Consider the following 26,437-nt stretch of genomic DNA (forward strand, 5'->3'; position numbering starts at 1 on the left):
GTTCCTCTTGTTTATATCACTTGTTGTATTGCAGTTTGACGGGGCTGACGGTGGCCTTCAGGCGGCCAGAGTCGTAGGTTTTGGGAAACAATGTATTTTTCAAATCTCCGATCCAGCTGTACTCAATTTCGCCGTTCAGACCGGCAAAATGCGTGTTGATCCACCAGTTGGCCTGCCACTGCGATTGACCGGAAAAGGCGAGGTTAAAAGATTGTCGTTTTGCCACACCGGCAGGCTGATACGTGGCCGTGCCTTTGATTGATTTGAAGTCTTTTTTCAGGGATTCGGCTTCAAACAGGACGCTGTAAAAACCCAGTTCCTGCGGCGTAAGCGCGATATCGTCCTGCCAGCGAAGCTGCGTCTCGTAATCGCTGTAGTCAGAAAATTTCACCCTGAGCGTGATTGTGCTGATGTCCGATGTGGTTTTAAGCGTGACCGGTGTGAAGTTGGGCCACGGCATCGGCGTCTGCTCATCGCCGTAACACAAATCAACCGACATGATGTTGAAGCCGGACGGGGTGAAACCGAGGCTGACGTGACATTCGCGGGTAACCACCGGTTTGTCCGGGCGGCTGGGTTCAGGCAATGGCGTCGGGGTAAAACTGATGATGTTACCGGCGGGTAACTTGCCCAGCAGCTCAGCGATATCCTGTTGTTGTGCCAGTAGATATTGTTGCGGCACGCTGTTGCTGTAACTGACGTCATAGCTGATGTGGTTGGGGATCTCATCCACGGAATGGATATTACGCAGCGTATTACAGACCAGCAGGGAGGCCGTGCTGACCAGCGAATTTCTCACCAGATCCTGTGTCTGTTCCGACGGGGTATTATCAAACTGCTCCGGCATGGTGATCACCCCGGCATCAATTTGCTGATTTAGCAGCAGGGCGACAGCATCCGGCTGGCGCGCATCTTCATTGAACGCCAGTGTTAAAAATGCCACCCAGTCCGTTTCCAGCCTGGCCGCCGCACGACTGCTGACACTGAACTGGCTGCGGGGTAGCAGATACACCCGGTTTTTGTCCCCTTTGATCGCACTCTCCAGTTGTGCGCTTTCCGCATGGGTCAGCGCCATACGGGATTCCTCGAACTCAACGTCATAGCTGTCCGTTTCAGGCTGGCGGATAAAGCGCAAAAACAGTGACTGACTGACATCGGCCTGTATCAGGTTTATTTCACCCGGCGACGGGATGAAATGCGCTCTGATATAGGCTTCCAGCGCCGCGGTATCGACGGGCTGATTCGGCGCGATAAAAGTTGCCATTCCGCCGCCGGGGCTGGTCAGTAAATGCAGTGCGCTGATTTGCCCTGCGGGCGTGTCCTGTACAACCTGCGGGATAAAACTGCCATAGGTGTAGTCCTGCGGTGGCCGCGTCTGGTCGTGAAAGGCAAAGGCCCGTCCAAGCAGGAAGAAGTTCTGCAACATGTGTTGCGGGTTGTTCGCGTCAGTGTTCATTTTTCACCTTTATAATCAATCGTCTGATCGCCGGTCACCACAGCCGACCACGGGTCTCCTTCGCTTCTGTAGCGATATCCGCAGGCAAAAACAGAAGTGACCGTCCACTTGTAGTCGAATGTGTTTTGCTGATGAGTGAAGCTCCGGGGCGTGATGTGTATTGGAATTTGCGGTTCAAATTCGAATGTTGCCGCGGTTATGCCTTCCGGCAAATTGACCGTTATCCGCGCCTGTTGTGATCCGAACTGCGGGAAACTGTAGGCTCCGATAGTGGTGGTCAGCGTCACCGGCGCGGGTAGCGGGACCACGCCGGATCCTGATAACGCGCGGGCTTCCACGTCGGCAAAGGTATTGCCGATAACCGGATAGCTGAAAACGGGCGTTTTTGCGGTTAACACGAACTCCAGCGGCCAGCCGTCAGAATGACAGGTTCCGTGAAGCGTACTTTGCAGGGCAAAGCCTTCATCGAGGCTGATAGTCAGAAACTGACACGGCAAGGCAGCGGGATCGAGCACCAGGAAAGCGTCATTGCAGGGCAGTGCATCACTCTCCCGCCTGTGCCATTTTCCTCCCTGCGAATAGTTAACGCGGATTTGGTAGAAAAAGGGGCTCGCAGCCAGGGAACTGGTAAAAAAGCTAAACGACAAACGGCTCTGATCCGGCGTCAGTATCTGGGTCTGGGTCTGTTTCTGCGGATAAATATCACCCGCCGGTAAGGTGAGCTGAATATCCACAGAGACACTGCTGTCCAGCCCGGTCGGGGCGGTATAGAAAACGTCGATCGCCCGTTTGCCTTCCGGTAATGGCGGCGTGGTGGAACGGTGGATAATGGTATCCGGCGCAGTTTTTGCGATTTGTTGCGCAGCGGCGAAGGGATCGAGCAAAAAGGATAACGGACGCAGGGCAAGCATTTCGGTATCAAGGTTGAATATCACCCGCCCGCTTTGCGGCTGGGCTTGCAGGCAGATCATGGCCGTATTGTTATTCGCCGGACCCGCACAGGGTGAACCGGTTTGCTCGTATAGCCGGTCAAGGAATGCCTGACAGAAAAGCCGGATCGCGGCGGGATCGTTATCCGGCAGTGCGGGGCTGACAGTCAGCGGCAGCAGGCGGATATTCTGGTACAGATATTGGGTCAGCTGGTCGTAGCTGAACGCGACCTGACTGCCGTCAGCCGTGGGTTTGCCCGGCACATCGCGGGTTAACGTCAGCATCAGCGCATGGGGATCAAATTCGACGGAATAAGGCAGGCGCGGAGACACGCCCTGAACAAAGCCGTCCACCCGCGCATTAAATCCGACCGTTTTATCCAGCAGGGTATTTTCGATCAGCTGAGTACTGTCTGAATTCAGCAAAATAATAAACTGGATGTATTGTGCCGAATACCAGGTCGCATCAAAGCTCTGTTCCCGCAGGGCACTGTGATATTCAACCGGCACGTCAAACCCCAGGCTGCCCGCGACCAGTGGCAGAATATTCACCGCTTTATCCGGGTGCTGTTGCTTAAATTCTGCCAGGCTTTCTCCGCTGGCATACTGAAGTTCAGTCGTGAAATTCAGCCAGCCATAAATACTGTCTGCACTGCTGCTGCGGACAATATCCAGAGAGAAGGGCAACGGGTCAGCCGCCTGAATACCGAGAGATTCAGGATAAAGGTAATAAGCATCATTCTGCAGATAACTGCCGATAAACCGCTGCGTGGCAGTCGTTATCATATTTTGGAAGTCCGGATATCCCTGATACATGATGTTACTCACCCGTTGCGTTGAGATGGTTTTGATAATCTTCATGCCATTCTTCGGGGAGCTGGCTCAGGATATTCACGGGCTGTTGATGATATTTATCTTCATGCAATCTTTGCATCTGGATATCACCCACCAAAATATGATTGGCGTACAGGGTATTTTCATCTGTCTTTTCAGCAGACAGTTGCAGGTTATATACCGTCGCTTCATCGTTCTGTGGCTGAATGTCAGTTATTTCAGCCTCGCCCGTGAGGGTGAGCAGTTTGTCCGCTAATTTAAGTTGTCGGGCAATAATAATGCCCACAGGGGTGATAAATGGATGACCGGGGCTGGTAATGACGTTGAGTGTATTATTATTCCGATCCCGCGCAGAGATTTTAATACAATGCTTTTCCTGACCGGTGGTGATGTTTTCTACCCTCAGCGACCCGTTATTTATTGTTTTGACGCTTTCGCCGGTTCTGATCGCTGAGATCACTTTCTCACTGCCGTCATGCATCATTATTTTGGTGTTTTCGTGCAGGCAGCCGTAAACGATTTTCATCGGCTTAATAGTCACGGTATTTAAAAACATTTGGCCGGGAACAATGTTTTTGGGCGCGTTGGTGATAAATGCCGCGATGCTTTTGCCTGAAACATTAATAATGAGCTTGAAAACATAATAAACCATTTCGCCGGAATCAAAGTTGACCTTATTAAACTTTAACCAGTTAAGATCCCAGTTGATTTTGTTACCGGCAACAGAAGAGTTTTTAGCATCGAAGAAATCAAAGCCTGCGTAGGGCAGGATCGGGTCGCCGCCGGCGCGGGTGCGTATCAGGTAGATACTGCTCATTCCGTTGACCGGTTTGCCGCCGCTGACATCGATATCCCCGCCGTAGGTGACGTAGCCTTTAATCGGGACGCTGACGATGCCGTCCCATGAACTGGTTTGCCGGTAATCGCAGTCAGGCTCGTCGCGCGTTAAGCAGATTTTAATTTCGTTGGGATTTTTAATCGTTCGCGGGGAGTCATTGAATATTTCTTTCGGGTAACTCTGGGTAGTAATGATTTCCGCGCCGTAAAAGGTTTGATTATTAATGGTTTGCGCGAAAGTGTAAATTACCGTCACCGGGGAACCGGCTACACCCGGATATACGCCGTCTGCGCTGATCACGCAGTCTGACGCGTTAACGAAGTTCTGGGTATATTTCACCGCACCGGTATTGCTGGCCTCGCCGTCAAATAATCCCAGCGTTTGTGTCACATTGGTGGCAGAAACGGGCAGTGAGCCAACGGCATCGGTACGGTAGTTTTTCCCGTCCACAGTATCAACGCGCACAATGCTGTATACCGGCCTGACGGTGTCAGTGGCTGCCTGGCTCAGCAGGCCGGCACTGCGTTTAAGTCGTTTGGTTTCCTGCCAGCATTGCGTAAATTGGGGGGAGCGACCCGATGTCAAACCGGAAAGTTTTAGCTGGATATCATAAAAATTCACCAACTCAGTGTTGCCGGGTTCAATAATAAAAACCCCTTTATTTCCATACTGGTTGATAACATTTTTAATAATACTTTTTTCATCTGCTGTATAAGTTTGTGTAGTCATATCATCGGCACCCAATAAAATTCAGACATAAGGCTGCGCAAATGGCATTGAGAAAGAATGCCATCAGGATCCATACAATGATTGAATCATTGTTAAGTTAGTTTGTTGAATAAACAGAAACCAAACTTTTTCAGCCTGATATTGGGAGCAGGGTGTCACAGTATCTGCCATAAATAACTTCGGGCAATAGTCTGCGAGACCTTAATATTTCAAAGGGGCAAAGTGGAATGATTATTATCAGCGACATGTCCTGACATGCAGGCACGCCTTTTTTAAAAAACACAGTCAAATGTTCATATGAGTATGTGTTCCATAATGAGAGCTAATTATTGTTTTCGCTGCGCGTCATTGCTGACTTAATCAACAATAGCAACAAAGCAAAGAAGATCAATCAACCCATAAAAAAATATTAAGAATTATCTGGCAGCGAAAAAAGAGGAGATGTGCAGTGCTGCAAGTGGCAAGTCAATGAAATCTCAATGGGTTATGTCGCAGGGTGTCGTGTTTTTCTCACCAGCATCAGTCAGTGTGATGTTTTTAATTAATTGAAATTAATGATTAAAAATATTTTTTCGCCATTACTGAAAATGACATTTCTTATGGAGAGAACGGACGAGTGACTGACCGAATTCAAGCAGCCGACAGGCAGGTTTGTAGCGGGGGTGACGACGATTCAGACTCTCAATGCCAGGATTTCAGTCGGAAATGGCTAGATACATAAGATTGTGTAATGTTTATAAGGGCATGAAATCCGGGCAGGACAATTGCTTGGCGTGTGGCTTGTATCTCAGCTTCTAAGAATTCAATAAATGCACTTACTTTTGAAGTAAGTGCAGAGGGTAGGAACCAAATATTTCATCCTGCATCACCGGGGCTTTCTGCATCACACCCTTCAAGGATCTTTTCATCGCGCAATTTTCAATATCAGCGGACATTATTGCTTTGGGATTAAGCCCTCTCGTCAGACAGTGGGCTTTGGTTAGGGGATAGATTAAGAGGGCTGAATGTTGGTTTTGTATCAGCTGAAGATGTGGTCAACATTCTGGTGTTTAAATTGAAGGGTACAGATGTCTTAGTTTCTACGTTAGAATCATTGATATTACCTGCATTAATTCAATTGGTTAGCAGTAATCTGTTGAATAATTTTTGCGATAGCGCTAGCTTAGGTAATCGTATGGTGAGGTGTAAGGGGAACTAACTCTCTATAAAACTCATGTTTCATTTATGAAACAATTTTTGTACAAAGGTAATTTCACTTCTGTAGTCTTATGACGCTTTTACCAATATTAGGAAAGAAGGTTAAAATAAATGGAAGAGTATAAGAAATCTTGTGAGGACGAACTTGATTGGGTAATCATCAATCAACTCCATGAAGCAACGCTTCAAATGAGTAAAAGTTGTTTTGAGTTCAAAAAAATATGCGTAGGACTTATAGGCGCCACGTTAGCTGTATTAGCAAAGCTTACCGATGGTAAACTCGATCACTCCTATTTTTATATTACATTCATTCTATGTTTTGGTTTCTGGATTGCTGATTTTTCTGCATATTATTTTCAGAGAAAAACTCGCATTGCTATGAATAAAAAGTTGCTTGCATTAGCTACTCGGAACTCTATTGAAAACTATCCTTCTGAGAATCTTGATGTAACCTGGCGTAAAGCAGCATTTAATCATTCAATGGTTCTTTACTATGCATTTGCCTTCATTGAGGTTGTTGGATGGCTTTTCTATGTACACTTTGGTAAGTAGTATGAATATTTTTGTGAGCTATACGACCAGAGATGATTATATTGATAAAGAACTATTAGAGTCTATATCTGATGTTCTATCAACCGTTGGTCATTGCTATATTGATCTGTTGCATAATACTGCTAAAGATAAACAGCGCCATGTCGAGTTCATGTTATTGCAAGCAAATTTAATTATTTTAATTGCTTCAAATTCAATATTTTCTTCAAAGTGGGTTCGTTGGGAACTTGAGGAGGCCAAAAAACGTAGCATTCCAATCATTATAGTTAAAGCTGAATTCGATAAGATTAATACCCTGAAAAATTTGGAGCTAATGTTATTATCGCACCCTCTATTTACCATCAGAACCCTTAAATAAAAAATGTAAAATAGGTTCATAAATACAATTTAATCATTTGGTGTCAAAAATAACTACTAATTAATTATTTTATTGATTTGCAACTAAATTTTCTCGTTTTTTAAACAGGTTCTATTGTAATGAATGATTGTTATCGATATTTATAATCGGCGAAAAAATTTATGAATAATCGCGTCTATACGTTTTTAACGCCATTCCCCTGCGACCTCAATCTCCCAAACACAAAAAGCCCGCCTAAGTTTCCTTAGGCGGGCTTCTCTAATATGGCTCCTCTGACTGGACTCGAACCAGTGACATACGGATTAACAGTCCGCCGTTCTACCGACTGAACTACAGAGGAATCGTGTGAACGGGGCGCATAATAACGGGGGATGAAGTCGGGAGCAACGGTTTTTTTACTTCTGCGTTTCGATGGGAGAGTTTTTGTTCAGGTTACTAAAAAATAAGCAAAAATGACCCATGTCCTTCAAATAAACTGAACCGCTTTGTTAAACAACTGATATTTATTCTCATCCTGAGGCGCGTAAAGTAAACGTATCATTGCGCCAGTCCTCAAACGAGCGGGCTGGCACATCGCTTTGCGCACTTTGAGGATGCATTTACGATGAAAAATATTGGATTTTTATCATTTGGTCACTGGACACCATCGCCTCAGTCAGGCACCCGCTCGGCGGCGGATGCGTTGCTGCAATCTATCGATCTGGCTGTCGCAGCCGAAGAACTGGGCGCGGACGGCGCGTATTTCCGCGTGCATCATTTTGCCCGTCAGCTCGCTTCACCGTTCCCGCTGCTGGCAGCGGTCGGCGCGAAGACCAACAAGATTGAGATCGGCACCGGCGTTATTGATATGCGTTACGAAAATCCGCTGTATATGGCGGAAAGCGCCAGCGCGGCAGATCTGATCTCCGGCGGGCGTTTACAGCTGGGTATCAGCCGGGGTTCGCCGGAACAGGTGATCGACGGCTGGCGCTATTTTGGCTACCAGCCGGCAGAAGGGGAAACGGAAGCGGATATGGCGCGGCGTCACACTGAAGTGCTGCTGGATGCGCTGCGTGGCGAAGGTTTTGCGAAACCGAATCCGCAACCGATGTTTCCAAATCCACCGGGAATGTTGCGTCTGGAACCGCATTCTGAAGGCTTGCGTGATCGTATCTGGTGGGGCGCGGGTTCGAACGCCACTGCCGTATGGGCGGCGAAACTGGGGATGAATCTGCAAAGCTCGACGCTGAAAGATGACGAAACCGGCGAGCCATTCCATATTCAGCAGGCGAAACAAATTCGCGCCTATCGCGAAGCCTGGGCCGAAGCGGGACACACCCGTACGCCACGGGTATCGGTCAGTCGCAGCATTTTTGCCCTGATGGATGACCGCGACCGTGCTTATTTCGGCGGCAGCAGTAATGACGGCGATAAGGTCGGTTTCCTCGACGAGAAGACACGGGCAATTTTCGGACGCAGCTACGCGGCTTCTCCTGAGTTTTTGATCGAACAGCTCAAAAAGGATGAAGCGATTGCCGAAGCCGATACGTTATTGCTCACCGTGCCGAATCAGCTCGGCGTGGATTACAACGTGCATGTGATTGAATCGATTCTCAAACACGTTGCGCCTGCGATGGGCTGGCGTGAATAACCGCTGAAGAAAGTTTTAAGAAAACAAAAGTCCGCCTTTGGAAACTCAGCGGGCTTTTTTCATTTTGCGACACTCGCAAAGAAGCCCCGGCGATTAAGTGGCTATTCTATAATCAGAGCAAAAAGCATTTTGATGATTAAACACGCAAAAATCGCACATAAGTCCTAAGGCAAAGTCTATCAAATACATAGGGTGATTCAGATGTGAGTTGTTTAAATCCGCGTATAGAGTAGCAATGAGACTACATAACAGGAGTGTGAGCATGAGCAGTTCTATTGATGAAGAAGCAAACGACGCAAAGCCAATTGTTGAAGCAGACAGAGAAGCCGGTACCGGTAAATGTCCTTTCCATGAAGGAAACACCAATAAAGCCTCTGGCGGCGGGACCAATAATCGTGACTGGTGGCCTAACCAGCTCAGGGTTGACCTGCTGAACCAGCACTCAAATCGCTCAAACCCGTTGGGCGAAACTTTTGATTACCGCAAAGAATTCGCCAAACTGGATTACTCCGCATTAAAAGCCGACCTCAAAGGGGTGCTCACTGCTTCGCAGCCCTGGTGGCCGGCGGACTGGGGCAGTTATATCGGTCTGTTCATTCGTCTTGCATGGCACAGCGCAGGAACTTATCGCTCCATTGACGGGCGCGGCGGTTCAGGTCGCGGCCAGCAACGTTTCGCACCACTCAACTCCTGGCCGGATAACGTCAGTCTGGATAAAGCACGCCGACTGTTGTGGCCGGTGAAACAAAAATACGGTCAGAAAATTTCCTGGGCCGATTTGTATATTCTGGCGGGTAACGTGGCGCTGGAAAACTCCGGTTTCCGCACCTTCGGTTTTGGTGCCGGGCGTGAAGACGTCTGGGAACCGGATCAGGATATCAACTGGGGCGATGAAACCACCTGGCTGGAACATCGTCATCCTGAGGAACTGGCGAAATCGCCGCTGGGCGCTACGGAAATGGGGCTGATTTACGTCAACCCGGAAGGCCCGAACCACAGTGGTGATCCGGCTTCCGCTGCGCCGGCCATTCGTGCCACGTTCGGCAATATGGGCATGAACGATGAAGAGATCGTCGCGCTGATTGCCGGTGGTCACACACTCGGTAAAACGCACGGCGCAGGTCCTGCCGATCAGGTGGGTGTTGACCCTGAAACCGCACCGATTGAATCACAAGGTCTGGGCTGGAAAAGCAGCCACGGCAGCGGCGTCGGCGCGGATGCCATCACCTCCGGTCTGGAAGTGATCTGGTCGCAGACCCCGACGCAGTGGAGCAATTACTTCTTCGAGAACCTGTTTAAATACGAGTGGGTGCAGACCCGCAGTCCGGCGGGTGCGATTCAGTTCGAAGCCGCCGATGCGCCGGATATTATTCCTGATCCGTTCGATACGTCGAAAAAACGCAAACCGACCATGCTGGTGACTGACCTGACGCTACGTTTTGACCCGGAATTCGAGAAGATTTCCCGTCGTTTCCACGGCGATCCTCAGGCCTTTAACGAAGCATTTGCCCGCGCATGGTACAAACTGACCCACCGCGATATGGGGCCAAAAGCCCGTTATATCGGACCGGAAGTGCCGAAAGAAGATCTCATCTGGCAGGATCCGTTGCCGGTTCCGGTGTATCACCCGACAGGTGCGGATATCGCGCAACTGAAAGAGAAAATTGCCGCGTCGGATCTGAGCGTCAGTGAACTGGTGTCAGTGGCGTGGGCGTCGGCGTCAACCTTCCGTGGCGGCGACAAACGCGGGGGCGCAAACGGTGCGCGTCTGGCGCTGCGCCCGCAAAGAGACTGGGACGTGAATGCCGTTGCAGCCCGCGTGCTGCCGGCTCTGGAATCTATCCAGCAGTCATTGCAGAAAGTGTCACTGGCGGATGTGATCGTGCTGGCGGGTGTGGTCGGTGTTGAAAAGGCGGCGAAAGCGGCTGGCGTTGATATCGAAGTGCCATTCACGCCAGGTCGTGTGGATGCGCGTCAGGATCAGACGGATGTTGAGTCGTTCGAATTGCTGAAACCAAAAGCGGACGGTTTCCGAAACTACCGCGGTGAATCAGCCAATACCTCGACGGAGAATCTGCTGATCGACAAGGCGCAGCAACTGACCCTGACCGTGCCGGAATTAACGGTGCTGGTGGGCGGATTACGTGCGCTGGGGGCTAACTACGACGGCAGCAATCTGGGCGTCTTCTCGGAAAAAACCGGTGAACTGAACACTGATTTCTTCGCGAATCTGCTGGATATGCGTACCGAATGGAAACCAACGGATAGCACCGGTGAACGTTTCGAAGGGCGTGATCGCGTCAGCGGAGAAGTCAGATTCGCCGCCACGCGTGCCGATCTGGTGTTTGGCTCGAATGCCATATTACGTGCCAACGCTGAGGTTTACGCCAGCAGTGACGCCAAAGAGAAGTTCGTGAAAGACTTTGTCGCGGCGTGGACCAAAGTGATGAATCTGGACAGATTCGAGCTTTGATCTGAACTTTGATCTGAAATAATCGTTTGAAAGCAAAAAGCCCGCTTAATGTTGTTAAGCGGGTTTTTTTTCATTCATTCATTCATTCATTCAATAACAGAGGATCGTTATCTAATATCAGGGTGTCGCGGACATCCCAGCCGCGGAGTTTGCCGGGGTTGAGTAACCCACTGGGATCAAGGCACTTTTTAACTGAAACGACGTCAGGTTTAATTTCTCCCTGTTTGCCATCTTCAATTTGATAAACATGCGGGTTATTTATTTTTACGTCATTATCACGGAAGGTCATCATTATTTCGTTCAATCTTTCTTCAGTGGAATAACGCACTAATTGTAAACCGCTGGCGGTTATATTTCCGTCATTGTCACGCAGGAATTCAATATGCGACATAACTTCATCGCCAAATAAATTCGCCATATCGATAATCTGCTGGCGATAATTCGTATAATTAAACGCCGTCTGTAAATAGGTCAGGGTGCTGTCGATTTTCAGCGCGTGCAAGGTGGTGTGGTTCCAGCAATATTCCATCAGCGACGCATTGGCCTCGCGCGCTTCTCCGGCGGACTGACGCACGGCACTGTGGCCGCGGTACTTTTCCAGCAGAGGGGCGCAAAAACCTTCGCTTTCCTGCGCAATCACGCTGATTACCGCGTGCTGGCTGGCCTGATAATGTCCGTTCAGATGGCTGAAGTATGACGGGATCGGCGCGGCGAACAGCGCCAGCTGGCGTTTGACCAGCCCCGGTGATCGGGCAAAGGCATTGGCGTAATCCAGTGCATCGGTAAAATCATCGAAAACGTCCAGCCGTTCAATCCACTGATGAACCGGTGCCAGCGCCAGTTCAACCTCGAGAACAATGCCGTTGCTGCCGTAAGCGTGATGCAGCAGCAGCGCCTGCGGGGCAGGAACGTGCAGAATGCGCGGTTCGGCTTCCATGGTCATGACTTTAACGCTAAGCACATTGCCCGGCGCGCCGAGCGGGCCGTAGTTGATGGAACCAATACCGCCGAAACCGCCGCCGTACAGGCCGCCGAGGCTGGCGAGCCGGTAAGTGGAGGGCATACAGCGCAGCTCCCAGCCTGCCGGACGGGTCAGGGTTTCAATCTCCGCCAGCCGGATCCCCGCCTGGGCACGCACCACGCCGTCAGCCATTTCGCAGACCTGATTAAAGCCGGTCATATCCACCAGAATGCCACCTTCCAGCGGCACCAGCTGGCCGTAGTTGCCGGTCGCGCCACCGCGCAAAATCAGCGGTAACCGGTGCTGAACGCAGGCTTTCACCAGCAAAATCAGCTCTTCTTCGCTGCGCGGCCTGACCACCGCATCGGCCTGTTTATCTTCCAGTTGCTGTTTGAGAACGGGACTGAACCAGTGAAAATCGCGCGAAAGGCGTTTGACCTTCGTCGCCTGCAAAGTCCAGTCGAGATCGGGAAGCGCCTGCTGAATCAGGGCAAGCGCGTGCTGACGTTGTTCACTGTTCATATTCTTCCTGCCTGAATTAAATGAGATTAATGAGATTGCACGGCTTCGCTTTCATGCCACGCGCTGAGGACGCGTTTCGAAATCCACGACATCACGCCAAACAGGGCGATACCGGTGAGTGAAATGAGCAGCAGCGCGGCAAACATCAGCGGAATGTCCAGCTGATATCCCGCCTGCAATATCTGATAGGCCAGACCGGTGTTATTGCCGCCGGTGCCCGCCACGAATTCAGCCACTACGGCACCGATCAGCGACAAGCCGCTGGAAATGCGCAGCGCGCCGAAAAAATACGGCAGGGCAGAAGGAATGCGTAAACGGATAAGAATTTGCAGGCGGCTGGCGTGGTTCAGCTGGAAATAACTCAGCAGGCCCGGTGATACGCTGCGCAGTCCCTGCGTGGTATTTGAAATAATCGGGAACACCGCCATCAGTGTCGAACACACCACCAGCGACAGCGTGGTGTCCTTGACCCAGATGATGATCAGCGGCGCGATGGCCACGATCGGCGTCACCTGCAAAAACACGATGTACGGGAACAGTGCGGTTTCCACAAAACGGTTCTGCACCAGCACGAAAGCCACTAACGAACCGATGACGATCGAGAGCAAAAACGAGATCAGGGTGATTTTCAGCGTAAACAGCAGCGACATCATCAGCGAACCCAGATTGGTCCACAGGCTTTGCAGCATCACCACCGGTGAAGGCACCAGAAACTGGGGGATTTTGAAATAGCTCACCCAACCCTGCCACAGTAAAATCACCACCACGGCGACCACCGCCGGATACAGCACTTTGCGAAACGTGGGGTTGTTGATCCACGGAGAAGCTTTTTGAGTTTGCATACCGTTACTCCATACCCGATTGGCTGGCTTGCAGCAGGCTGTCTTGTAACTGCTTCGCATAGCGTGAAAACGCCGGACTGACGCGGAAATCTTCGCTGCGCGGGAAGGGTTCGGTAATGGCGATATCTTCCACCACGCGCCCCGGACGGGCAGCCATCATGATCACCCGCTGCGAAAGAAACACCGCTTCGTGGATCGAGTGGGTGACGAACACCACCGTCAGCCCCTGTTCCCGCCACAGGCGCAGCAGATCGCTGTCGAGCTTGTTGCGGGTGATTTCATCCAGTGCGCCAAAGGGTTCATCCATCAGCAGCAGTTTCGGACGCGTCACCAGGCCGCGGGCAATCGACACGCGCATCTGCATACCGCCCGACAATTCGCGTGGCAGGACGCTGGCAAATTTACCCAGACCGACCAGTTCCAGCGCCTCACTGACGCGGGTGTTGGCTTCGGCGCGGGGAACACCGGCGAGATCCAGCGGCAGGCGCACGTTATTTTGCACATTGCTCCACGGCATCAGCGTGGCTTCCTGAAACACGAACGACAGCGGCACCTGTGTTTTTTCCCGGCTGTCGCGCCGCCACAGCACCAGCTTGCCGTCGCTGGGTTCCGTCAGCCCGGCGACCATTTTCAGCAGTGTACTTTTGCCACATCCCGACGGGCCGAGCAGGGTGACGAATTCGCCCTGATTGATGGTCAGATTGACCGGCAATAGAGCGCGCGTGCCGTTGCTGTAAATTTTCTCCGCCGACAGCACTTCGATAGCCGGAACCGGCGGAGGATTTGCGGAGCGGACATCGCTCATCACGGTCAGTTTGGGGGCTGAATTCATGGCATTACCTTCGCGTCTTTGATCATGTCGAGGGTATAAGTCTGCTCAAACGGCACTTTATCCGCGTCGATCAGTTTGTTTTTCACCAGCATGTCCCAGGTCTTTTTCAGACGTGGTTCCGTGATGATACCGATACCGCTGGTTTGCGCGTCGCCGCCGGTCACCAGCTCATACTTCTTCATCTGCGCGATACCGAAGGCAATCTGGTCGGCTCCCATACGCGGGTTGGCCTGGGTAATTAGCTGGTTGCCCGCGGTCGGATCCTGCAAATATTCTTTCCAGCCCTGCATCGAGGCTTTCACGAAAGCCGCCACCGCTGCCGGACGTTTTTTAACGGTATCCGCCATGCAGATAATCGAGTTGCCGTACGGCGGATAACCCCAGTCGCTGAGCATGTAGACGTAGAACGGTTTGCCGCCTTTTTCGATCGAGAAAGGCTCGGAGGTGACATACCCCTGTTGCACCAGATTATTGTCCGCCAGGAAGGGCTGCACGCTGAAGGTGTAAGGGCGGATTTTGGCGCTCCCCAGCCCCAGTTCACTCTTCGCCCACGGCCAGAAAGAGGTATAAGCCTCGGTCGCCAGCAGGAAGGTTTTGTCTTTCAGCGCCTGACCTTTCTCCACTTTGTCATGGCTGATAAACACCGTCGGCGAATGCTGGAACACTGTTGCCACAGTCACCGCATGTACGCCTGCCTGCCAGGTTTCCAGCGCCTGACCGTTGTCGCCGAGCGTACAGTCAGCCTGTCCGGCGGCCATCAGTTGCATCACGTTAACCTGCGGGCCGCCCATTTTGATGCTGACATCCAGCCCGGCAGTTTTGTACAACCCTTTGGCCTGCGCCTCGTAAAAACCACCATGCTCCGCCTGCGCGTACCAGTTGGTCAGAAAGGTAAATTTCTCTTCCGCCATGCCGGAGGTGGAAACCCCGGCCAGCAGCATGGCCAGCAGGCTGTAAGTGAAGGGACGCTGTGTTTTCATCGTGAGAATTCCTTTATTCAGAGGCCAGAGAAGACGAAGGAGGAGTGAAGCTGGTTTGCACAAAGCCGTTCCAGTGGTGTTTTCCCCAGGTGGGCTCACTGCGTGCTTTCCATTGCATGTGATGGATTTCGGTGATCGCCTGCGCCCAGCTCGCCGCCAGCGAATCAAGAATTGCATGACCCTGTTCAGCGGTCGCGCCGGTCGGGTCGCCGATCACGCCACTCGGGCCAAAATCATAGGAAGCCCAGGCGGCGGCAGGGCGGCCTGATGACAGCGTCGGGCACGGGAACTCCGGCGGATAATTAGCGACCGCGTGTTCGATGTGGACACATTCCGGTGCCAGCGCCAGCATCACCGCGGTTTCGCTGTGACCGGCGTGCATCGCCATTTTTTGCTCCAGCGGACTCAGGAACTGGTTTTCGACATTCGGCACGCGGAACACGTCGTGCGGGATCATGATCATGTCGCCGTGACGCAGGCGCATTTCCCGCGAGGCCATTTGCAGCACCTGCGGTTGCCCGCCATGACCGTTAATCATCAGCAGCTTGCGGAACCCGGCGCGGTACAGCGATTCGGCAATTTCTAAAATCGTCTGCAACAGCGTGTCGCCGGTTAAGGTCAGCGTACCGGGGAAATTCAGGTGTTCGTCAGATTTGCCGTAGGTGATCGGTGGAATGGCGTAAGCCGGAATATCTTGCGCCAGCCGCGCCAGCGCATGACCCGCCACACCGGAGGAGATCACGCTGTCCACCGAACACGGCAGATGCGGGCCGTGTTGCTCAATCGCGCCGGTCGGCAGGACGATCACCGTATTGGCTTTATCAGGCAGGGCAGCGATGGCCGTCCAGCTCAGAAAAGGGAGAAAACGATTTGCAGGAATATAACCGTTAATCATGCTGTGCCTCGGGTCTGACGTTATTGGGTTGAGCGGGATTGCGGTAACCAGGCGGTGGCTTCGACTTCAATCAGCACCCCGGCATCTGGCAGCATTTCACTGACCTGCACCACGGTGGAAACCGGCGGTTGTCCGGGATAAAAAAGTTTTCTGACCCGGCTGTAATACGGGAAGTGATCGAGATTGCGAAAATACTGCACCAGTTTGATCACATCGCTCATTTGCCCGCCCGCGTCTTCAATGGTGTGGCGGATGCTTTCCAGCACATACCAGCTCTGGGCGAGGATCGGCCCCTGTTTGGCGTCAGTGGAGAATTCGCCGGTTTCGCCCAGCAGCAGCCGCGCTTCGGCGGGGATATCCTGAAAACCACGCACGATAGTTGCTGTCTGCGGGTTGACGGGAATGATGCCGGAGAGAAAAACGAAATCACCGGCGCGACGCCATGCGGCATATCTGGCGAGCGGTTTGCCCGCTCCCGCTTCAAGACTCATGGGATAACTCCTGATTCCAGGTGCGTTGGTGGGTCAGCCTGCCGTGGCGGATAACCAGGCGGGCTGCGCTGTGTAAAGGCCAGGTCAGGCTGTCGCTGCCCGGAAAGATAACCAGACTGGCATCGCTGCCTGGGGAAAGCGGCAGGGCGGCTGGCGCCTCACCGGTCAGGGCGGCGACATCGCAAATAAGCCGTGACTGCTGATCAAAAACGTTATCAAGCTGAAGTGCGAACAGGGCGCAGGTCAGCGTATCCAGAGGGTCATAACTGCCCGCCGGACAAAAAGCGTCCTGTACGTTATCGCAGCCGAGCAGCAGCGGAACGCCCGCCGTCTGCGCTTCTTTCAGCAGGGTGATGCCGCGCTGGCGCGGCGTGCGGCCGGTGACGGCATCCTGTAACAGCAGGTTGGTCATCGGCAGCGCAATCAGCGTGACGCGCTGCGCCGCCAGCAAACTCAGAATCTCCTGCGCCTGTTGTTCACTGCCCGAAGCCAGCGCACAGCCGTGGCTGCAACAGATGTGGCCGCTGAAATCAGTTTGTGACAGGTAATCAGCCAGCCAGCTCAGGCCGTGCGCCACCGGCGAAAGCTCTTCGTCGATATGCAAATCCAGATTCAGTTTCCAGCGTGAGGCACTTTGCATCAGATTGCGCATTGCCGCCGGATCCCAGTTTGAGGAGTGAATAAATCCACCGAGCAGACAATGCTTTCCGCTTTCTGCGACTGCGCGGGCAATGCGGTCAGCCGCGCCGGCGTCGGCGAAAAAGCTCAGCGGTGCCAGTGCCACCCGTTCCAGTGTGACGCTCGTGTGCGGCATCTCGCCCAGCTCCAGCCAGGCCAGCGGCGGAGCCACGTCGAACCAGTCAATGTGGGTGCGTAAACGGGTCACACCATTCGCCGCTGCCCACGCCAGTCCCTTGCGGGCACGCTGACGCAAATCATCCGCCGTCCAGTGCTGACGATCCTGATGCAGGGTTTCAATCGCCGCCAGCAGACCGGGTGTCGACGGGCGGCTGCGGGCAATGGTGAAGGTTTTATCGAGATGTGCGTGGGGTTCAATCAGCCCCGGCAGCGCCAGTGTGCCGTGCGCGTTCCACAAATCATTTTGATCTGGCTGATAAGGCGTCACGGATGCAATTTTGCCTGCGTCAAAACGCAGATCTGCCGTAACCGGTTCGCCAGCCTGCAAAGGCCATCCGGCGGGAAGCAGCCACGCGGGCAGACGAACGTTAGCAATGCCGTTCAGCGGTGTGGCGGTATCAGGTAGGTTCATTGTGTCGCTCCGTGTTGACATTACAGGTCGAGAACCAGAACGGGACTTTTGGAGCGCGAACAGCACAGTGTTATTTACGTGTTCTCCGCTTTCTCTTCATCTGTCAGCACGCAGTCGCGGTGATCGGGAATACCGTCGATCACGTCAGTAATACAGGAACCGCAAATACCCTGTTCGCACGACAGCATAATATCGACTCTGGCGCTTAATAAGACTTCAGCAATGCTCTGTTTCGGGCCGACTAAATAACGTTGCCCGGTGGAGTTAAGCTGGATATGAAATGCCTGATTTTCTGCATCCTTATCAATATTCGCATTACTGAACCGCTCGAAAGATAATTGATTTTCCTGCCAGTGATGGGTGCGCATAATGTCTTCAAGGCGCTGAATAAATCCGTCCGGGCCACAGGCCACTACCCGCGTATTCTCATCCGGCTGACATAAACTCAGCGGCGTGTTATGGCGCAGGGAATCGTTTGCGCTGCTGTCATGTATAAAGACATTTTTCGCTAAGGCGGGCGCAGTTAAGCGCGGCAGAAACGCGATGTGTTCACTGTCTGAAACAAAGTAATGCAGTTCAAATTCAATCTGTTGATTTGCAATATATTCCGCCATTGCCAGCAGCGGCGTGATGCCGATACCACCGGCAAAGAAGAGATATTTACCGGCGTCGGGCAAAGGGAAATGATTGCGCGGCGCCGAAATGGTCAGGCTGTCGCCGGGGCGGAAATGATGATGAATAAAGTGCGAGCCGCCGGTGGAGTTTTCCGCCAGTTTCACGCAGATTTCGTAATACTCCCCGTTGCCGTTTTCACCGCAAAGAGAATATTGCCGCGGACCGAGTTCCGGAATAAAAACGTCAATGTGTGCGCCGGGAGAATAAGGCGGTAATAGATTTCCTTCCTGCGAAATAAGCTGCAAGGAAATATTTCCCGCACCATTTAACTTCACAGTTTTAATTATGACAGGAATTAATCCGGCATCTTTCATCGTCATTTACCGTATTTTCTCTGATGAATCATTCATAAAAGGGGGCATCGATCCGTTCACCGCATAACCCGCTGTCTTAAGTACATTACTGCGCAGAGCCGGGCTGTTAAGCGGTGAAACGATTGTTCCCGTTGCATTGAAAGCTACGTTATTGTTATAAAACTGTTGCGTCCAGCGCTTTGATTCGCACATCCCGTTGCATAAAAGAGAGCACTCCCTATGTTCGCATTCTCCCGATTTCTGCTGTACTTCACCGAGGTTGCCCGTCAGGGATCGTTTCGTAAGGCGTCCGAAACCCTGCATGTTGCCGCATCATCAATTGACCGGCAGATATTGCGGGTTGAAAAGGAACTGGCGATGCCGCTGTTTGAACGTCATCCCACAGGTTTACGGCTGACGGCGGCGGGGGAGCTGTTGCTGCATTCTGCCAATAACTGGAAAAAGGATTTTTCGCGTGTTCTGGAACAGCTCGACGATCTGCGCGGGTTGCGGCGCGGGCACGTACGGATTGCCACCATTGATGCCATCAACCGGCAATTTTTCTCGTCGATGCTCAAAAAAGTGCACGTCGATTATCCGAATATTTCGTTCACGCTGACCACTATGAATAACGTGGATATTCAGCAGGCGCTGATGTCCGGCGATGCTGACTTCGGACTGATGCTGAATCCGCAAAGTTCCCGTGAGTTGCAGGTGCGCGCTTTCGCCGAAATTGAGCTGGGCATTGTGGTGCCCAAAGGGCATCCGCTGGGCGACAGAAGCGGCGTGCGTTTCAATCAGTGTATGGAATATCCGTTTATCCTGCCCGCCGCACCGCTGATGCTGGCCGAACCGGTACAGGCGCTGATGAATATCAACGGTGACAGGGTTCGCGAAGTCGCGGTGTCCAATAACATCCACATGATCCGTTCGCTGATTAAAGAGAAAATGGGCATCGGCATTCTGTGCTGGCTCGATATCATGGATGAAGTGGAAAGCGACGAGTTGCAGTTTATTCCGCTGACCGATCCGCAATTAAAAACCTTCACGCTGTCCCTGTGCGTTGCCCCTTCACGGCAGCTTTCTCTGGCCGCTTCGATGATGCTCAAACAACTGGAGATGTTATTCAGCCAGATCCAAACGGCGGGGCGTGAACGGCACTGATTGCACGCTTTTGGTGCCTCACGCTCTGTGATGAATCAAAGGTTGCAGGGCGTGAGACGTAATTATCCCGACAAGGCGCAGGGAAAGCGCATCTGCGAAGTTGGCATCGTTTTTGTATAGTTAAAAGTGAGTAGAAGCGGTCAGTGCAGGCAACTGCGCGGGACATTGCTCAGCAACCATTTCGCGGTTCATTTTGAGCCGGTAAGGGGGGCTGAGCCGCGTTTGCTTATCCTCCCTCCGGCGATGATTAGGAGAGGAGCAATGAAGTCAATTTCCCGCATTCCCCTGTCTTGCTGCGTGCTGAGCACGCTGATCACTGGCGTTTTCTCACTGTCGGCGCAGGCCGATGAGAAAATCGCGCTGCTGACTTCCTGGTACGCGCAGGCTGAACAGGGCGGCTATTATCAGGCGCTGGCGACGGGCATTTACAAACGTTACGGGCTGGATGTCAGCATTCAGTCCGGCGGCCCGCAGATTAACGGCATGCAGCTGCTGTTATCAAAACGCGCTGACGTGATCATCGGTTATGACCTCCAGTTGCTCGAATCGGTGCAGCGCGGTTTTCAGGCCAAAGCCATCGCAGCTCCCTTCCAGTTCGACCCGCAGGGGTTACTGACCCACGCCTCCGTGACGTCCCTCGACGGCCTGAAAGATAAAACTATTCTGGTTTCCAGCTCCGGGCAATCGACCTGGTGGCCGTGGCTTAAAGCACGCTATCAGCTCAGCGATTCTCAGGTTCGCCCGTACACCTTCAACATTCAGCCTTTTGTCGCGGACGATAACGTGGCGCAGCAGGCGTACGTCAGCTCTGAAGTGTTTCAGGCGCAAAAGGCAGGTGTGAAATCCAATTTCTTCCTGTTCTCGGAGCACGGCTATCCGCCTTATGGCGGCATTCTGATCACCCGTCCTGATCTTATCAGCAGCCGCAAAGAGGCAATGGCGAAATTTGTGCAGGCATCGATGGAAGGCTGGGTGAGTTATCTGCAAAACCCGGCAGCCGGTAACGCGCTGATCAAAAAGGATAACCCGAAGATGACTGACGACCTGCTGGCCTGGGGCGTTCAGCAAATCAAAGAGCATCACCTGATTGATGGCGGCGATGCGGCGACGCAGGGCTGGGGCACCATGACTGAAGCGCGCTGGCAGAAAACCCGTGATTTCATGGTCAATGCCAAACTGCTAAACGCAGATACCGACTGGAAGCAGGCGTATACCACCGAATTTGTTGAGCACATGCAGGTTAAACCATGAGGAGCGTTGCGATGTCATCTGACTCTTTACTGATTAAAAATGCTCACGCCATTCTGACCGGGCTTCCGGGCGACGGGGCGCGTCACGCCGGGCCGGATATCCGTGTGCGTCATGGCGTGATTGAGGCGATGGGCTCCCTGACGGCATTGCCGGACGAACGGCTGGTTGATGCCCGCGACTGCGTGGTGTATCCGGCGTGGGTCAACACTCACCATCATCTGTTTCAGTCATTACTGAAAGGCGAACCTCAGGGGCTGAACAAAAGCCTGACCGCGTGGTTAAGCGCCACGCCTTATCGCTTTCGCGCCACGTTCGATGAATCCACATTCCGTCTCGCGGTACGTATCGGCCTGACAGAGTTGCTGCGTTCCGGTTGCGCGACGGTGGCGGATCACAATTACCTTTACTGGCCGGATATGGCGTTCGATACCTCGGAAATTCTGTTCAGCGAAGGGGAAGCGCTGGGAATGCGCATTGTCTTATGCCGTGGTGGCGCAACGCAGGGGCGGGCGATTGAGAAAGATTTACCGCAGGCGCTGCGACCGGAAAATTTCGATGATTACATGGCGGACATGGAACGGCTGGTGGGGCGTTATCACGATCCGAAACCGACGTCGCTGCGCCGCGTGGTCATGGCACCGACTACCTTGCTGCATTCTGCGCCCGGCGCGCAGTTGCGCGAAATGGCCAAACTGGCGCGCAGTCTGGGGATCCGCCTGCACAGCCATCTGTCGGAAACGGTGGATTATCTCGATGCAGCGCGTGACAGATTCGACATGACGCCGGTGCAGTTTTGCGCCGAACACGACTGGCTGGGGGACGACGTCTGGTTTGCGCATCTGGTTAAGTTACTGCCGCAGGAGATCGCCATGCTGGGACAGACCCGCACCGGCATTGCGCATTGTCCGCAAAGCAACGGACGTCTGGGCAGCGGCATCGCCGACCTGCTGGCGCTGGAACAGGCGGGCGTGCTGGTTTCGCTGGGCGTAGACGGCGCGGCATCCAACGAAGCCGCCGACATGCAAAGTGAAGCGCATGCCGCGTGGCTGTTACAGCGCGCCCGGAAAGGCATGCTGGCGATACCGCGCTATAACGGCGGCACTTTTGAAGGCGGCGGCGATGCGGCATCCATCGAAGATGTGGTTCGCTGGGGCAGCGCGGGCGGGGCGCAGATCCTCGGTCTGCAACAGAGCGGCACCGTGCAGGTCGGCATGCTGGCGGATATCGCCATTTACCGGCTCGACGACCCGCGTTATTTCGGCCTGCACGACATGGCAATCGGCCCGGTGGCCTGTGGCGGTCGCGCCTCACTGAAGGCGCTGATGATCAATGGCCGCGTGATCGTCGAAAACGATGTCATCCCCGGTCTGGATCTGGACGCCATGCGCCATGACGCGATGTCTGCTGTCCGTACCCTGCAACAGCGCGCTGCGCGCTAACCCCATTGATTAAGAAGGATAAGAATAATGACGCAATCAACTCAAACACAGTCAGCTCAAACAGCAGGTTATGCATTACAGGAACTGGAAAAAGAAGCCGGAATGGGCGCGATGGGCGAAGAGACGTTTGCCCGTGAAGTCCGTTGCATAGACCTGTCAGATTTCGAAAACCGTAAAAGTGAGATCGCCGATGAACTGTGGAAAGCAGCCGTTGAAATCGGTTTCTTCCAGGTGAGCAATCACGGCATCGCACTGAGCGATATCCGTCAGGCATTCAGCATGACGGAAGATTTCTTCTCGCTGCCCGACGCGGTAAAAGCGCAGTATCCGCTGGCGCGTAACGCTGGCTGGGAGAATAAATCGCAGGTGCGGCCGTCAACCAAAACGCCGGATCAGAAAGAGTCCTATCAGATCACCCGCCCGCTGATGGACAAACTGTGGCCAGGCGAACAGGAACTGCCAGCGTTCAAAGACACCATGCTGAGTTTTGAATCGCAATGCTGGCAACTGGGCATGAAATTGCTTTCCTGTTTCGCGCTGAAACTGGGCTTCCCGGAACACTTTTTCGAGCAGGCGCACAATCCGGACGAGCAAACCTACCAGAGTACGCTGCGTATGCTGCACTACTATGCCACCGAACAGTCGGAGCAGGGCATGTGGCGCGCCGGTGCGCATACGGATTTCGACTGCCTGACGCTGCTTTTCCAGCGTCCCGGTCAGGGCGGATTGCAGGTTTGTCCGGGCAAAGACAGCGAAAGCCAGCAATGGACCAGCATCGAGCCGCGCGAAGAGGTGATCACCTGCAACATCGGCGACATGCTGATGCGCTGGAGCGACGATCAGTTACCATCTAACTTCCATCGCGTCAGAAGCCCGCTGCCCGGTGAGTATCAGGGCGCGCGCTACAGCCTGGCGTTTTTCTGTCAGGCCAATAAAGACGTAGAAATTCTGGGGCCGCAGGCGAAGTATCCGGCCATCAGTGCCGAAGACTATCTGCAACAGCGCATTCAGGCGAACTTCGCTAAGGGATAAGCAGAACCGGTAAGCCCAAGCCCGCTGGAGTTTTCTGAGGCGGGCTTTTTATCGGGCACAATTCGACGACTAAGAACCTGTCACTCAGCATTCAGGTTCTCCGGCCTGTATAGGCTTAAAAATTACGGTTATAATCGCTGAAATTTTTCAACGGATTTAGAAACAACGATGTCAAAACTCACCTTACAAGAACAGTTGCTGAAAGCGGGATTAGTCAGCAGCAAAAAGATGGACAAAGTGCAGAGAACGGCAAAAAAATCACGCGTTCAGGCACGTGAAGCCCGTGCGGCTGTGGAAGAAAATAAAAAAGCGCAGCTGGAGCGTGATAAACAGCTGAGCGAAGAACAAAAGCAGGCGGCGCTGTCTAAAGAGTATAAAGCTCAGGTAAAACAGCTGATTGAAATGAATAAAATCGTCATTTCGAAAGGCAATATCGATTTCAACTTCACCGACGACAAACTGATTAAACGCATCGCCGTGGATAAAACCACTCAGGCGCAGCTGATCAGCGGTCGTCTCGCTATTGCGCGTCTGGTTTCTGAAAAGAGCGGCGAGAGCGAATACGCCATTATCCCTGCCAGCGTAGCGGATAAAATCGCGCAGCGTGATGCCAACAGCATTGTATTAAACAGCGCACTGAGTCAGGAAGAGCAGGACGAAGATGATCCGTATGCAGATTTCAAAGTGCCAGATGATTTGATGTGGTAATAAGCGGTTTGAGCTGATGATGAATAAAAAGCCCGGAAGGGCTTTTTATTTGGGTTTTTTCTGTGCCTATAAATGTTCAGAGTTATCAAAAATAGAGGGTTCAGAATATTTTTCTTGCTACAATACAGGCCTTTTAAAGCAGTCATCTGGTAAAAGTCACATTGATATCTTTATCCTAAAGCCTTTTATCTATGCGTCAATTTTTAACATGTTTTATGTTAAGAAGAGAATATTGAATGAAGAACCCTATTACTAAAGTTATTCTTATCAGCTGTACCCTGTTGGCTCTGTATATTCCCGCCCATGCTGGCATGTTCGATAGCGCTATAGACCTGTCTAAGCCTTTCACTTGTAAAGATGTCTCTCCGTCTCCTATGCGCATTACAGAGAAAGGGTTGATTATGGGTGGTGTACTTTATCCGGTATATAATTCTAACGCAGCCACTACTCCAGTTCTTACAAACACTATTTTTCGTAGTCGGGATAATTTGGAAGAAATAGACATTGTTCAATACGCGAGTAATGGAAAGATTAGTGTTAGTTACATGAAGTTTTACAGTGACCCTGATAAAATTACAGATTATGAAGAAATCGACAACAACAAAATCTTCGAAAAGGCCAGCCGAGAGGCTGTTGACCCTAAACCTTTTTATCACTCAAAAAATGCGGGCTGTAAACAGTAAGCAACTCCGAGTTTGTTAATTAATAAAGCTATCACAGTTGGGACCGATAATGATTAATCTTGCGAACACGAAAGGTAACAATACAACTGGTGTGCATATGCTTCAACGCGATAAAAATGGTGGGTTCCGTATCCGTACTAGCCCAGATAGTCTGAGGCGTTTCACTTCTGTGGAGGTTTTCCCAGAACAACGTAGTCGGTTTAAGGGTAAAAACGAAATTTATGGTTCAGAACCCTATAACACAATTGAAGAGGGCGCTGCGGCTCTATGCAAATTTATTGAAATAGTTTGCGGGGTTCCGTGCGTCTGGGAACCCACGAAAAAATAAAAGCTTTCTTAACGGACTGTCAAATCCACAGAAAGCAAAAAGCCCGCTTAAGTTTCCTTAAGCGGGCTTTTCTAATTTGGCTCCTCTGACTGGACTCGAACCAGTGACATACGGATTAACAGTCCGCCGTTCTACCGACTGAACTACAGAGGAATCGTGTGAACGGGGCGCATAATATCCAGAGGGCTGTGGAGTGTCAACGGCAATTTCCTGAAAAGCAGTGCGACTGCTCAGCAACTAATCAATATAGCCATAAAACTTCACTTTTTTGACAAGGAAAACCGTTTAATTCTGCCTTTTAACAATCACAACGCTGTCCGCGAAGTTGCCTTGCCAGCGGGTCCTGTTGATAAAAACGGGTGAAATGACCGTATACCAGCGGAAAACGCTCCGAAAGCAATTCTGGGGCACTAAAGAAATATTCAGAAAGTACGGCAAAACACTCTGCCGGATCGGTCGCTGCGTAGGCATCCATGCTGGCCGCTTCTTCGCCAACGGTGTCAATTTCATCCTGCAAATTCTGCATCGCCGCCTGTAAATCATGCTCCCAGGCCACCACTTCGCGTAAAGGAATCGGCGGGATGCCGCTCACTTCGCCACCGTTTCGCATATCAAGTTTATGCGCGGCTTCGTGGATGATCAGGTTAAAACCGGAGTTATCAAACGAGTCTTCAATATCCTGCCAGTTCAGCACGATCGGGCCCTGATCCCAGCTCTGACCAGCGTGAATTTGCGTTCCGGCATGAACCAGTCCGTTTTCATCCTGCCACGGAGAATCGACAACAAAAGGGGAAGGGTAGAGCAAAATTTCATGAAAACCATCGAGCCACGAGGCACCAAGTTCCATCACCGGCAGCGCAAAAAGTAACGCAATGCGTGCCTGCATCTGTTCAGTCAGCACAATTCCCTGCAAAGGAACCAGTCGTTTCTGATGCAAAAGCTGGCTGGCGACCTGAATCAGACGTTGTTGCTCTTGCTCGTTCAGGGAGGACAACAGCGGGATATTCAGAGCGTCATTCCACGCGTCTGATTTCTCAATTTTCAGTTCATTCGCTTTCCACGGCCACTTAATCAT

The 26,437-nt window shown here is 52.1% G+C and carries 22 protein-coding genes and 2 tRNA genes; 10 read left to right on the forward strand and 14 right to left on the reverse strand.

Translation table 11 applies throughout. From position 1 onward, the window contains the following. Positions 1-16 precede the first annotated feature (16 nt). From CKQ54_RS13240 to CKQ54_RS13250, 3 genes are read right to left on the reverse strand one after another with little or no spacing between them, the layout of a single operon-like run. Positions 17-1,456, reverse strand: a complete 1,440-nt coding sequence (locus CKQ54_RS13240; protein WP_120163451.1) for a hypothetical protein — start codon at positions 1,454-1,456, stop codon at positions 17-19. Further along, positions 1,453-3,246: a hypothetical protein gene (locus tag CKQ54_RS13245; protein ID WP_244220207.1), complete on the reverse strand. Its 1,794-nt coding sequence runs from the start codon at positions 3,244-3,246 to the stop codon at positions 1,453-1,455. Before CKQ54_RS13245 ends, CKQ54_RS13240 begins: the two co-directional genes overlap by 4 nt. Further along, entirely contained in the window at positions 3,206-4,678 is a 1,473-nt protein-coding gene (locus CKQ54_RS13250) for a Hint domain-containing protein (protein ID WP_244220208.1), read from the reverse strand. Before CKQ54_RS13250 ends, CKQ54_RS13245 begins: the two co-directional genes overlap by 41 nt. Before the next feature lie 1,416 nt (positions 4,679-6,094). On the opposite strand from CKQ54_RS13250, the gene CKQ54_RS13255 reads away from it, so the two are divergent. Continuing rightward, positions 6,095-6,535 carry a hypothetical protein gene (locus CKQ54_RS13255; RefSeq protein WP_120163450.1) on the forward strand — a complete coding sequence of 147 codons (441 nt, stop codon included), beginning with the start codon at positions 6,095-6,097 and terminating at the stop codon, positions 6,533-6,535. 13 nt (positions 6,536-6,548) lie between these two features. Next, entirely contained in the window at positions 6,549-6,893 is a 345-nt protein-coding gene (locus tag CKQ54_RS13260; protein ID WP_244220209.1) for a TIR domain-containing protein, read from the forward strand. A 264-nt stretch (positions 6,894-7,157) separates the two neighbouring features. On the opposite strand, the gene CKQ54_RS13265 is transcribed toward CKQ54_RS13260, so the two are convergent. Beyond that, positions 7,158-7,233, reverse strand: a tRNA-Asn gene (locus CKQ54_RS13265). A gap of 264 nt (positions 7,234-7,497) precedes the next feature. Here CKQ54_RS13265 and CKQ54_RS13270 point away from each other — a divergent pair. Both CKQ54_RS13270 and katG read left to right on the forward strand, forming a co-directional pair. Beyond that, the gene (locus tag CKQ54_RS13270) at positions 7,498-8,523 is read left to right on the forward strand and encodes an LLM class flavin-dependent oxidoreductase (protein ID WP_120163448.1); all 1,026 of its coding nucleotides are present in this window, start codon (positions 7,498-7,500) and stop codon (positions 8,521-8,523) included. Between the two features lie 262 nt (positions 8,524-8,785). Continuing rightward, positions 8,786-10,996, forward strand: a complete 2,211-nt coding sequence (gene katG / locus CKQ54_RS13275) for a catalase/peroxidase HPI (protein ID WP_244220210.1) — start codon at positions 8,786-8,788, stop codon at positions 10,994-10,996. An 82-nt stretch (positions 10,997-11,078) separates the two neighbouring features. Here the strand turns inward: katG and CKQ54_RS13280 are convergent, their stop codons facing one another. The 8 genes from CKQ54_RS13280 to CKQ54_RS13315 form a co-directional block, all read right to left on the reverse strand. Continuing rightward, complete coding sequence (locus CKQ54_RS13280; protein ID WP_120163447.1) at positions 11,079-12,479, reverse strand: FAD-binding oxidoreductase; 1,401 nt, start codon at positions 12,477-12,479, stop codon at positions 11,079-11,081. Between the two features lie 26 nt (positions 12,480-12,505). Next, positions 12,506-13,321 carry an ABC transporter permease gene (locus CKQ54_RS13285; protein WP_120163446.1) on the reverse strand — a complete coding sequence of 272 codons (816 nt, stop codon included), beginning with the start codon at positions 13,319-13,321 and terminating at the stop codon, positions 12,506-12,508. Positions 13,322-13,325: 4 nt separating this feature from the next. After that, on the reverse strand, positions 13,326-14,153 hold the full coding sequence (locus CKQ54_RS13290) for an ABC transporter ATP-binding protein (protein WP_120163445.1): 828 nt from the start codon (positions 14,151-14,153) through the stop codon (positions 13,326-13,328). After that, positions 14,150-15,094: an ABC transporter substrate-binding protein gene (locus tag CKQ54_RS13295; RefSeq protein ID WP_244220263.1), complete on the reverse strand. Its 945-nt coding sequence runs from the start codon at positions 15,092-15,094 to the stop codon at positions 14,150-14,152. Before CKQ54_RS13295 ends, CKQ54_RS13290 begins: the two co-directional genes overlap by 4 nt. Positions 15,095-15,146: 52 nt before the next feature. Then, complete coding sequence (locus CKQ54_RS13300) at positions 15,147-16,028, reverse strand: creatininase family protein (RefSeq protein ID WP_120163443.1); 882 nt, start codon at positions 16,026-16,028, stop codon at positions 15,147-15,149. 20 nt (positions 16,029-16,048) lie between these two features. Next, complete coding sequence (locus CKQ54_RS13305) at positions 16,049-16,519, reverse strand: RidA family protein (RefSeq protein ID WP_112289235.1); 471 nt, start codon at positions 16,517-16,519, stop codon at positions 16,049-16,051. Next, entirely contained in the window at positions 16,509-17,789 is a 1,281-nt protein-coding gene (locus CKQ54_RS13310) for an amidohydrolase family protein (RefSeq protein ID WP_120163442.1), read from the reverse strand. Before CKQ54_RS13310 ends, CKQ54_RS13305 begins: the two co-directional genes overlap by 11 nt. A 74-nt stretch (positions 17,790-17,863) precedes the next feature. Beyond that, a complete protein-coding gene (locus CKQ54_RS13315) occupies positions 17,864-18,784 on the reverse strand; it encodes a PDR/VanB family oxidoreductase (RefSeq protein WP_120163441.1) in 921 nt (306 codons plus the stop codon). Positions 18,785-18,997: 213 nt separating this feature from the next. Here CKQ54_RS13315 and CKQ54_RS13320 point away from each other — a divergent pair, with 213 nt between their 5' ends. From CKQ54_RS13320 to CKQ54_RS13345, 6 genes are all read left to right on the forward strand, one after another. Continuing rightward, complete coding sequence (locus tag CKQ54_RS13320; protein ID WP_120163440.1) at positions 18,998-19,921, forward strand: LysR family transcriptional regulator; 924 nt, start codon at positions 18,998-19,000, stop codon at positions 19,919-19,921. Positions 19,922-20,182: 261 nt separating this feature from the next. Continuing rightward, entirely contained in the window at positions 20,183-21,172 is a 990-nt protein-coding gene (locus tag CKQ54_RS13325) for an ABC transporter substrate-binding protein (RefSeq protein WP_120163439.1), read from the forward strand. Positions 21,173-21,183: 11 nt separating this feature from the next. Further along, complete coding sequence (locus CKQ54_RS13330) at positions 21,184-22,611, forward strand: amidohydrolase family protein (RefSeq protein WP_120163438.1); 1,428 nt, start codon at positions 21,184-21,186, stop codon at positions 22,609-22,611. Positions 22,612-22,638: 27 nt separating this feature from the next. Continuing rightward, the gene (locus CKQ54_RS13335) at positions 22,639-23,643 is read left to right on the forward strand and encodes an isopenicillin N synthase family dioxygenase (protein ID WP_120163437.1); all 1,005 of its coding nucleotides are present in this window, start codon (positions 22,639-22,641) and stop codon (positions 23,641-23,643) included. Positions 23,644-23,811: 168 nt separating this feature from the next. Further along, the gene (locus CKQ54_RS13340; RefSeq protein ID WP_112289242.1) at positions 23,812-24,351 is read left to right on the forward strand and encodes a DUF2058 domain-containing protein; all 540 of its coding nucleotides are present in this window, start codon (positions 23,812-23,814) and stop codon (positions 24,349-24,351) included. Positions 24,352-24,587: 236 nt separating this feature from the next. Further along, on the forward strand, positions 24,588-25,034 hold the full coding sequence (locus tag CKQ54_RS13345; protein ID WP_120163436.1) for a hypothetical protein: 447 nt from the start codon (positions 24,588-24,590) through the stop codon (positions 25,032-25,034). 405 nt (positions 25,035-25,439) lie between these two features. On the opposite strand, the gene CKQ54_RS13355 is transcribed toward CKQ54_RS13345, so the two are convergent. Together CKQ54_RS13355 and mtfA are read right to left on the reverse strand one after the other, a co-directional pair. After that, positions 25,440-25,515 (reverse strand) — tRNA-Asn (locus tag CKQ54_RS13355). Between the two features lie 145 nt (positions 25,516-25,660). Beyond that, positions 25,661-26,437 (reverse strand): DgsA anti-repressor MtfA, encoded by a 777-nt coding sequence (gene mtfA / locus CKQ54_RS13360; RefSeq protein ID WP_120163434.1) that lies wholly within the window; start codon positions 26,435-26,437, stop codon positions 25,661-25,663.

The organism is Rahnella variigena (genome assembly GCF_003610915.1).
GTDB classification, from domain to species: Bacteria; Pseudomonadota; Gammaproteobacteria; order Enterobacterales; family Enterobacteriaceae; genus Rahnella; species Rahnella variigena.

What these genes read in the sequence shown, in the direction of transcription:
- CKQ54_RS13240 (WP_120163451.1), bottom strand. Translation starts at nt 1,456, where the DNA reads ATGAACACTGACGCGAACAACCCGCAACACATGTTGCAGAACTTCTTC.
- CKQ54_RS13245 (WP_244220207.1), bottom strand. Translation starts at nt 3,246, where the DNA reads ATGAAGATTATCAAAACCATCTCAACGCAACGGGTGAGTAACATCATG.
- CKQ54_RS13255 (WP_120163450.1), top strand. Translation starts at nt 6,095, where the DNA reads ATGGAAGAGTATAAGAAATCTTGTGAGGACGAACTTGATTGGGTAATC.
- CKQ54_RS13270 (WP_120163448.1), top strand. Translation starts at nt 7,498, where the DNA reads ATGAAAAATATTGGATTTTTATCATTTGGTCACTGGACACCATCGCCT.
- katG (WP_244220210.1), top strand. Translation starts at nt 8,786, where the DNA reads ATGAGCAGTTCTATTGATGAAGAAGCAAACGACGCAAAGCCAATTGTT.
- CKQ54_RS13280 (WP_120163447.1), bottom strand. Translation starts at nt 12,479, where the DNA reads ATGAACAGTGAACAACGTCAGCACGCGCTTGCCCTGATTCAGCAGGCG.
- CKQ54_RS13285 (WP_120163446.1), bottom strand. Translation starts at nt 13,321, where the DNA reads ATGCAAACTCAAAAAGCTTCTCCGTGGATCAACAACCCCACGTTTCGC.
- CKQ54_RS13290 (WP_120163445.1), bottom strand. Translation starts at nt 14,153, where the DNA reads ATGAATTCAGCCCCCAAACTGACCGTGATGAGCGATGTCCGCTCCGCA.
- CKQ54_RS13295 (WP_244220263.1), bottom strand. Translation starts at nt 15,094, where the DNA reads ATGCTGCTGGCCGGGGTTTCCACCTCCGGCATGGCGGAAGAGAAATTT.
- CKQ54_RS13300 (WP_120163443.1), bottom strand. Translation starts at nt 16,028, where the DNA reads ATGATTAACGGTTATATTCCTGCAAATCGTTTTCTCCCTTTTCTGAGC.
- CKQ54_RS13305 (WP_112289235.1), bottom strand. Translation starts at nt 16,519, where the DNA reads ATGAGTCTTGAAGCGGGAGCGGGCAAACCGCTCGCCAGATATGCCGCA.
- CKQ54_RS13310 (WP_120163442.1), bottom strand. Translation starts at nt 17,789, where the DNA reads ATGAACCTACCTGATACCGCCACACCGCTGAACGGCATTGCTAACGTT.
- CKQ54_RS13315 (WP_120163441.1), bottom strand. Translation starts at nt 18,784, where the DNA reads ATGACGATGAAAGATGCCGGATTAATTCCTGTCATAATTAAAACTGTG.
- CKQ54_RS13320 (WP_120163440.1), top strand. Translation starts at nt 18,998, where the DNA reads ATGTTCGCATTCTCCCGATTTCTGCTGTACTTCACCGAGGTTGCCCGT.
- CKQ54_RS13325 (WP_120163439.1), top strand. Translation starts at nt 20,183, where the DNA reads ATGAAGTCAATTTCCCGCATTCCCCTGTCTTGCTGCGTGCTGAGCACG.
- CKQ54_RS13330 (WP_120163438.1), top strand. Translation starts at nt 21,184, where the DNA reads ATGTCATCTGACTCTTTACTGATTAAAAATGCTCACGCCATTCTGACC.
- CKQ54_RS13335 (WP_120163437.1), top strand. Translation starts at nt 22,639, where the DNA reads ATGACGCAATCAACTCAAACACAGTCAGCTCAAACAGCAGGTTATGCA.
- CKQ54_RS13340 (WP_112289242.1), top strand. Translation starts at nt 23,812, where the DNA reads ATGTCAAAACTCACCTTACAAGAACAGTTGCTGAAAGCGGGATTAGTC.
- CKQ54_RS13345 (WP_120163436.1), top strand. Translation starts at nt 24,588, where the DNA reads ATGAAGAACCCTATTACTAAAGTTATTCTTATCAGCTGTACCCTGTTG.
- mtfA (WP_120163434.1), bottom strand. Translation starts at nt 26,437, where the DNA reads ATGATTAAGTGGCCGTGGAAAGCGAATGAACTGAAAATTGAGAAATCA.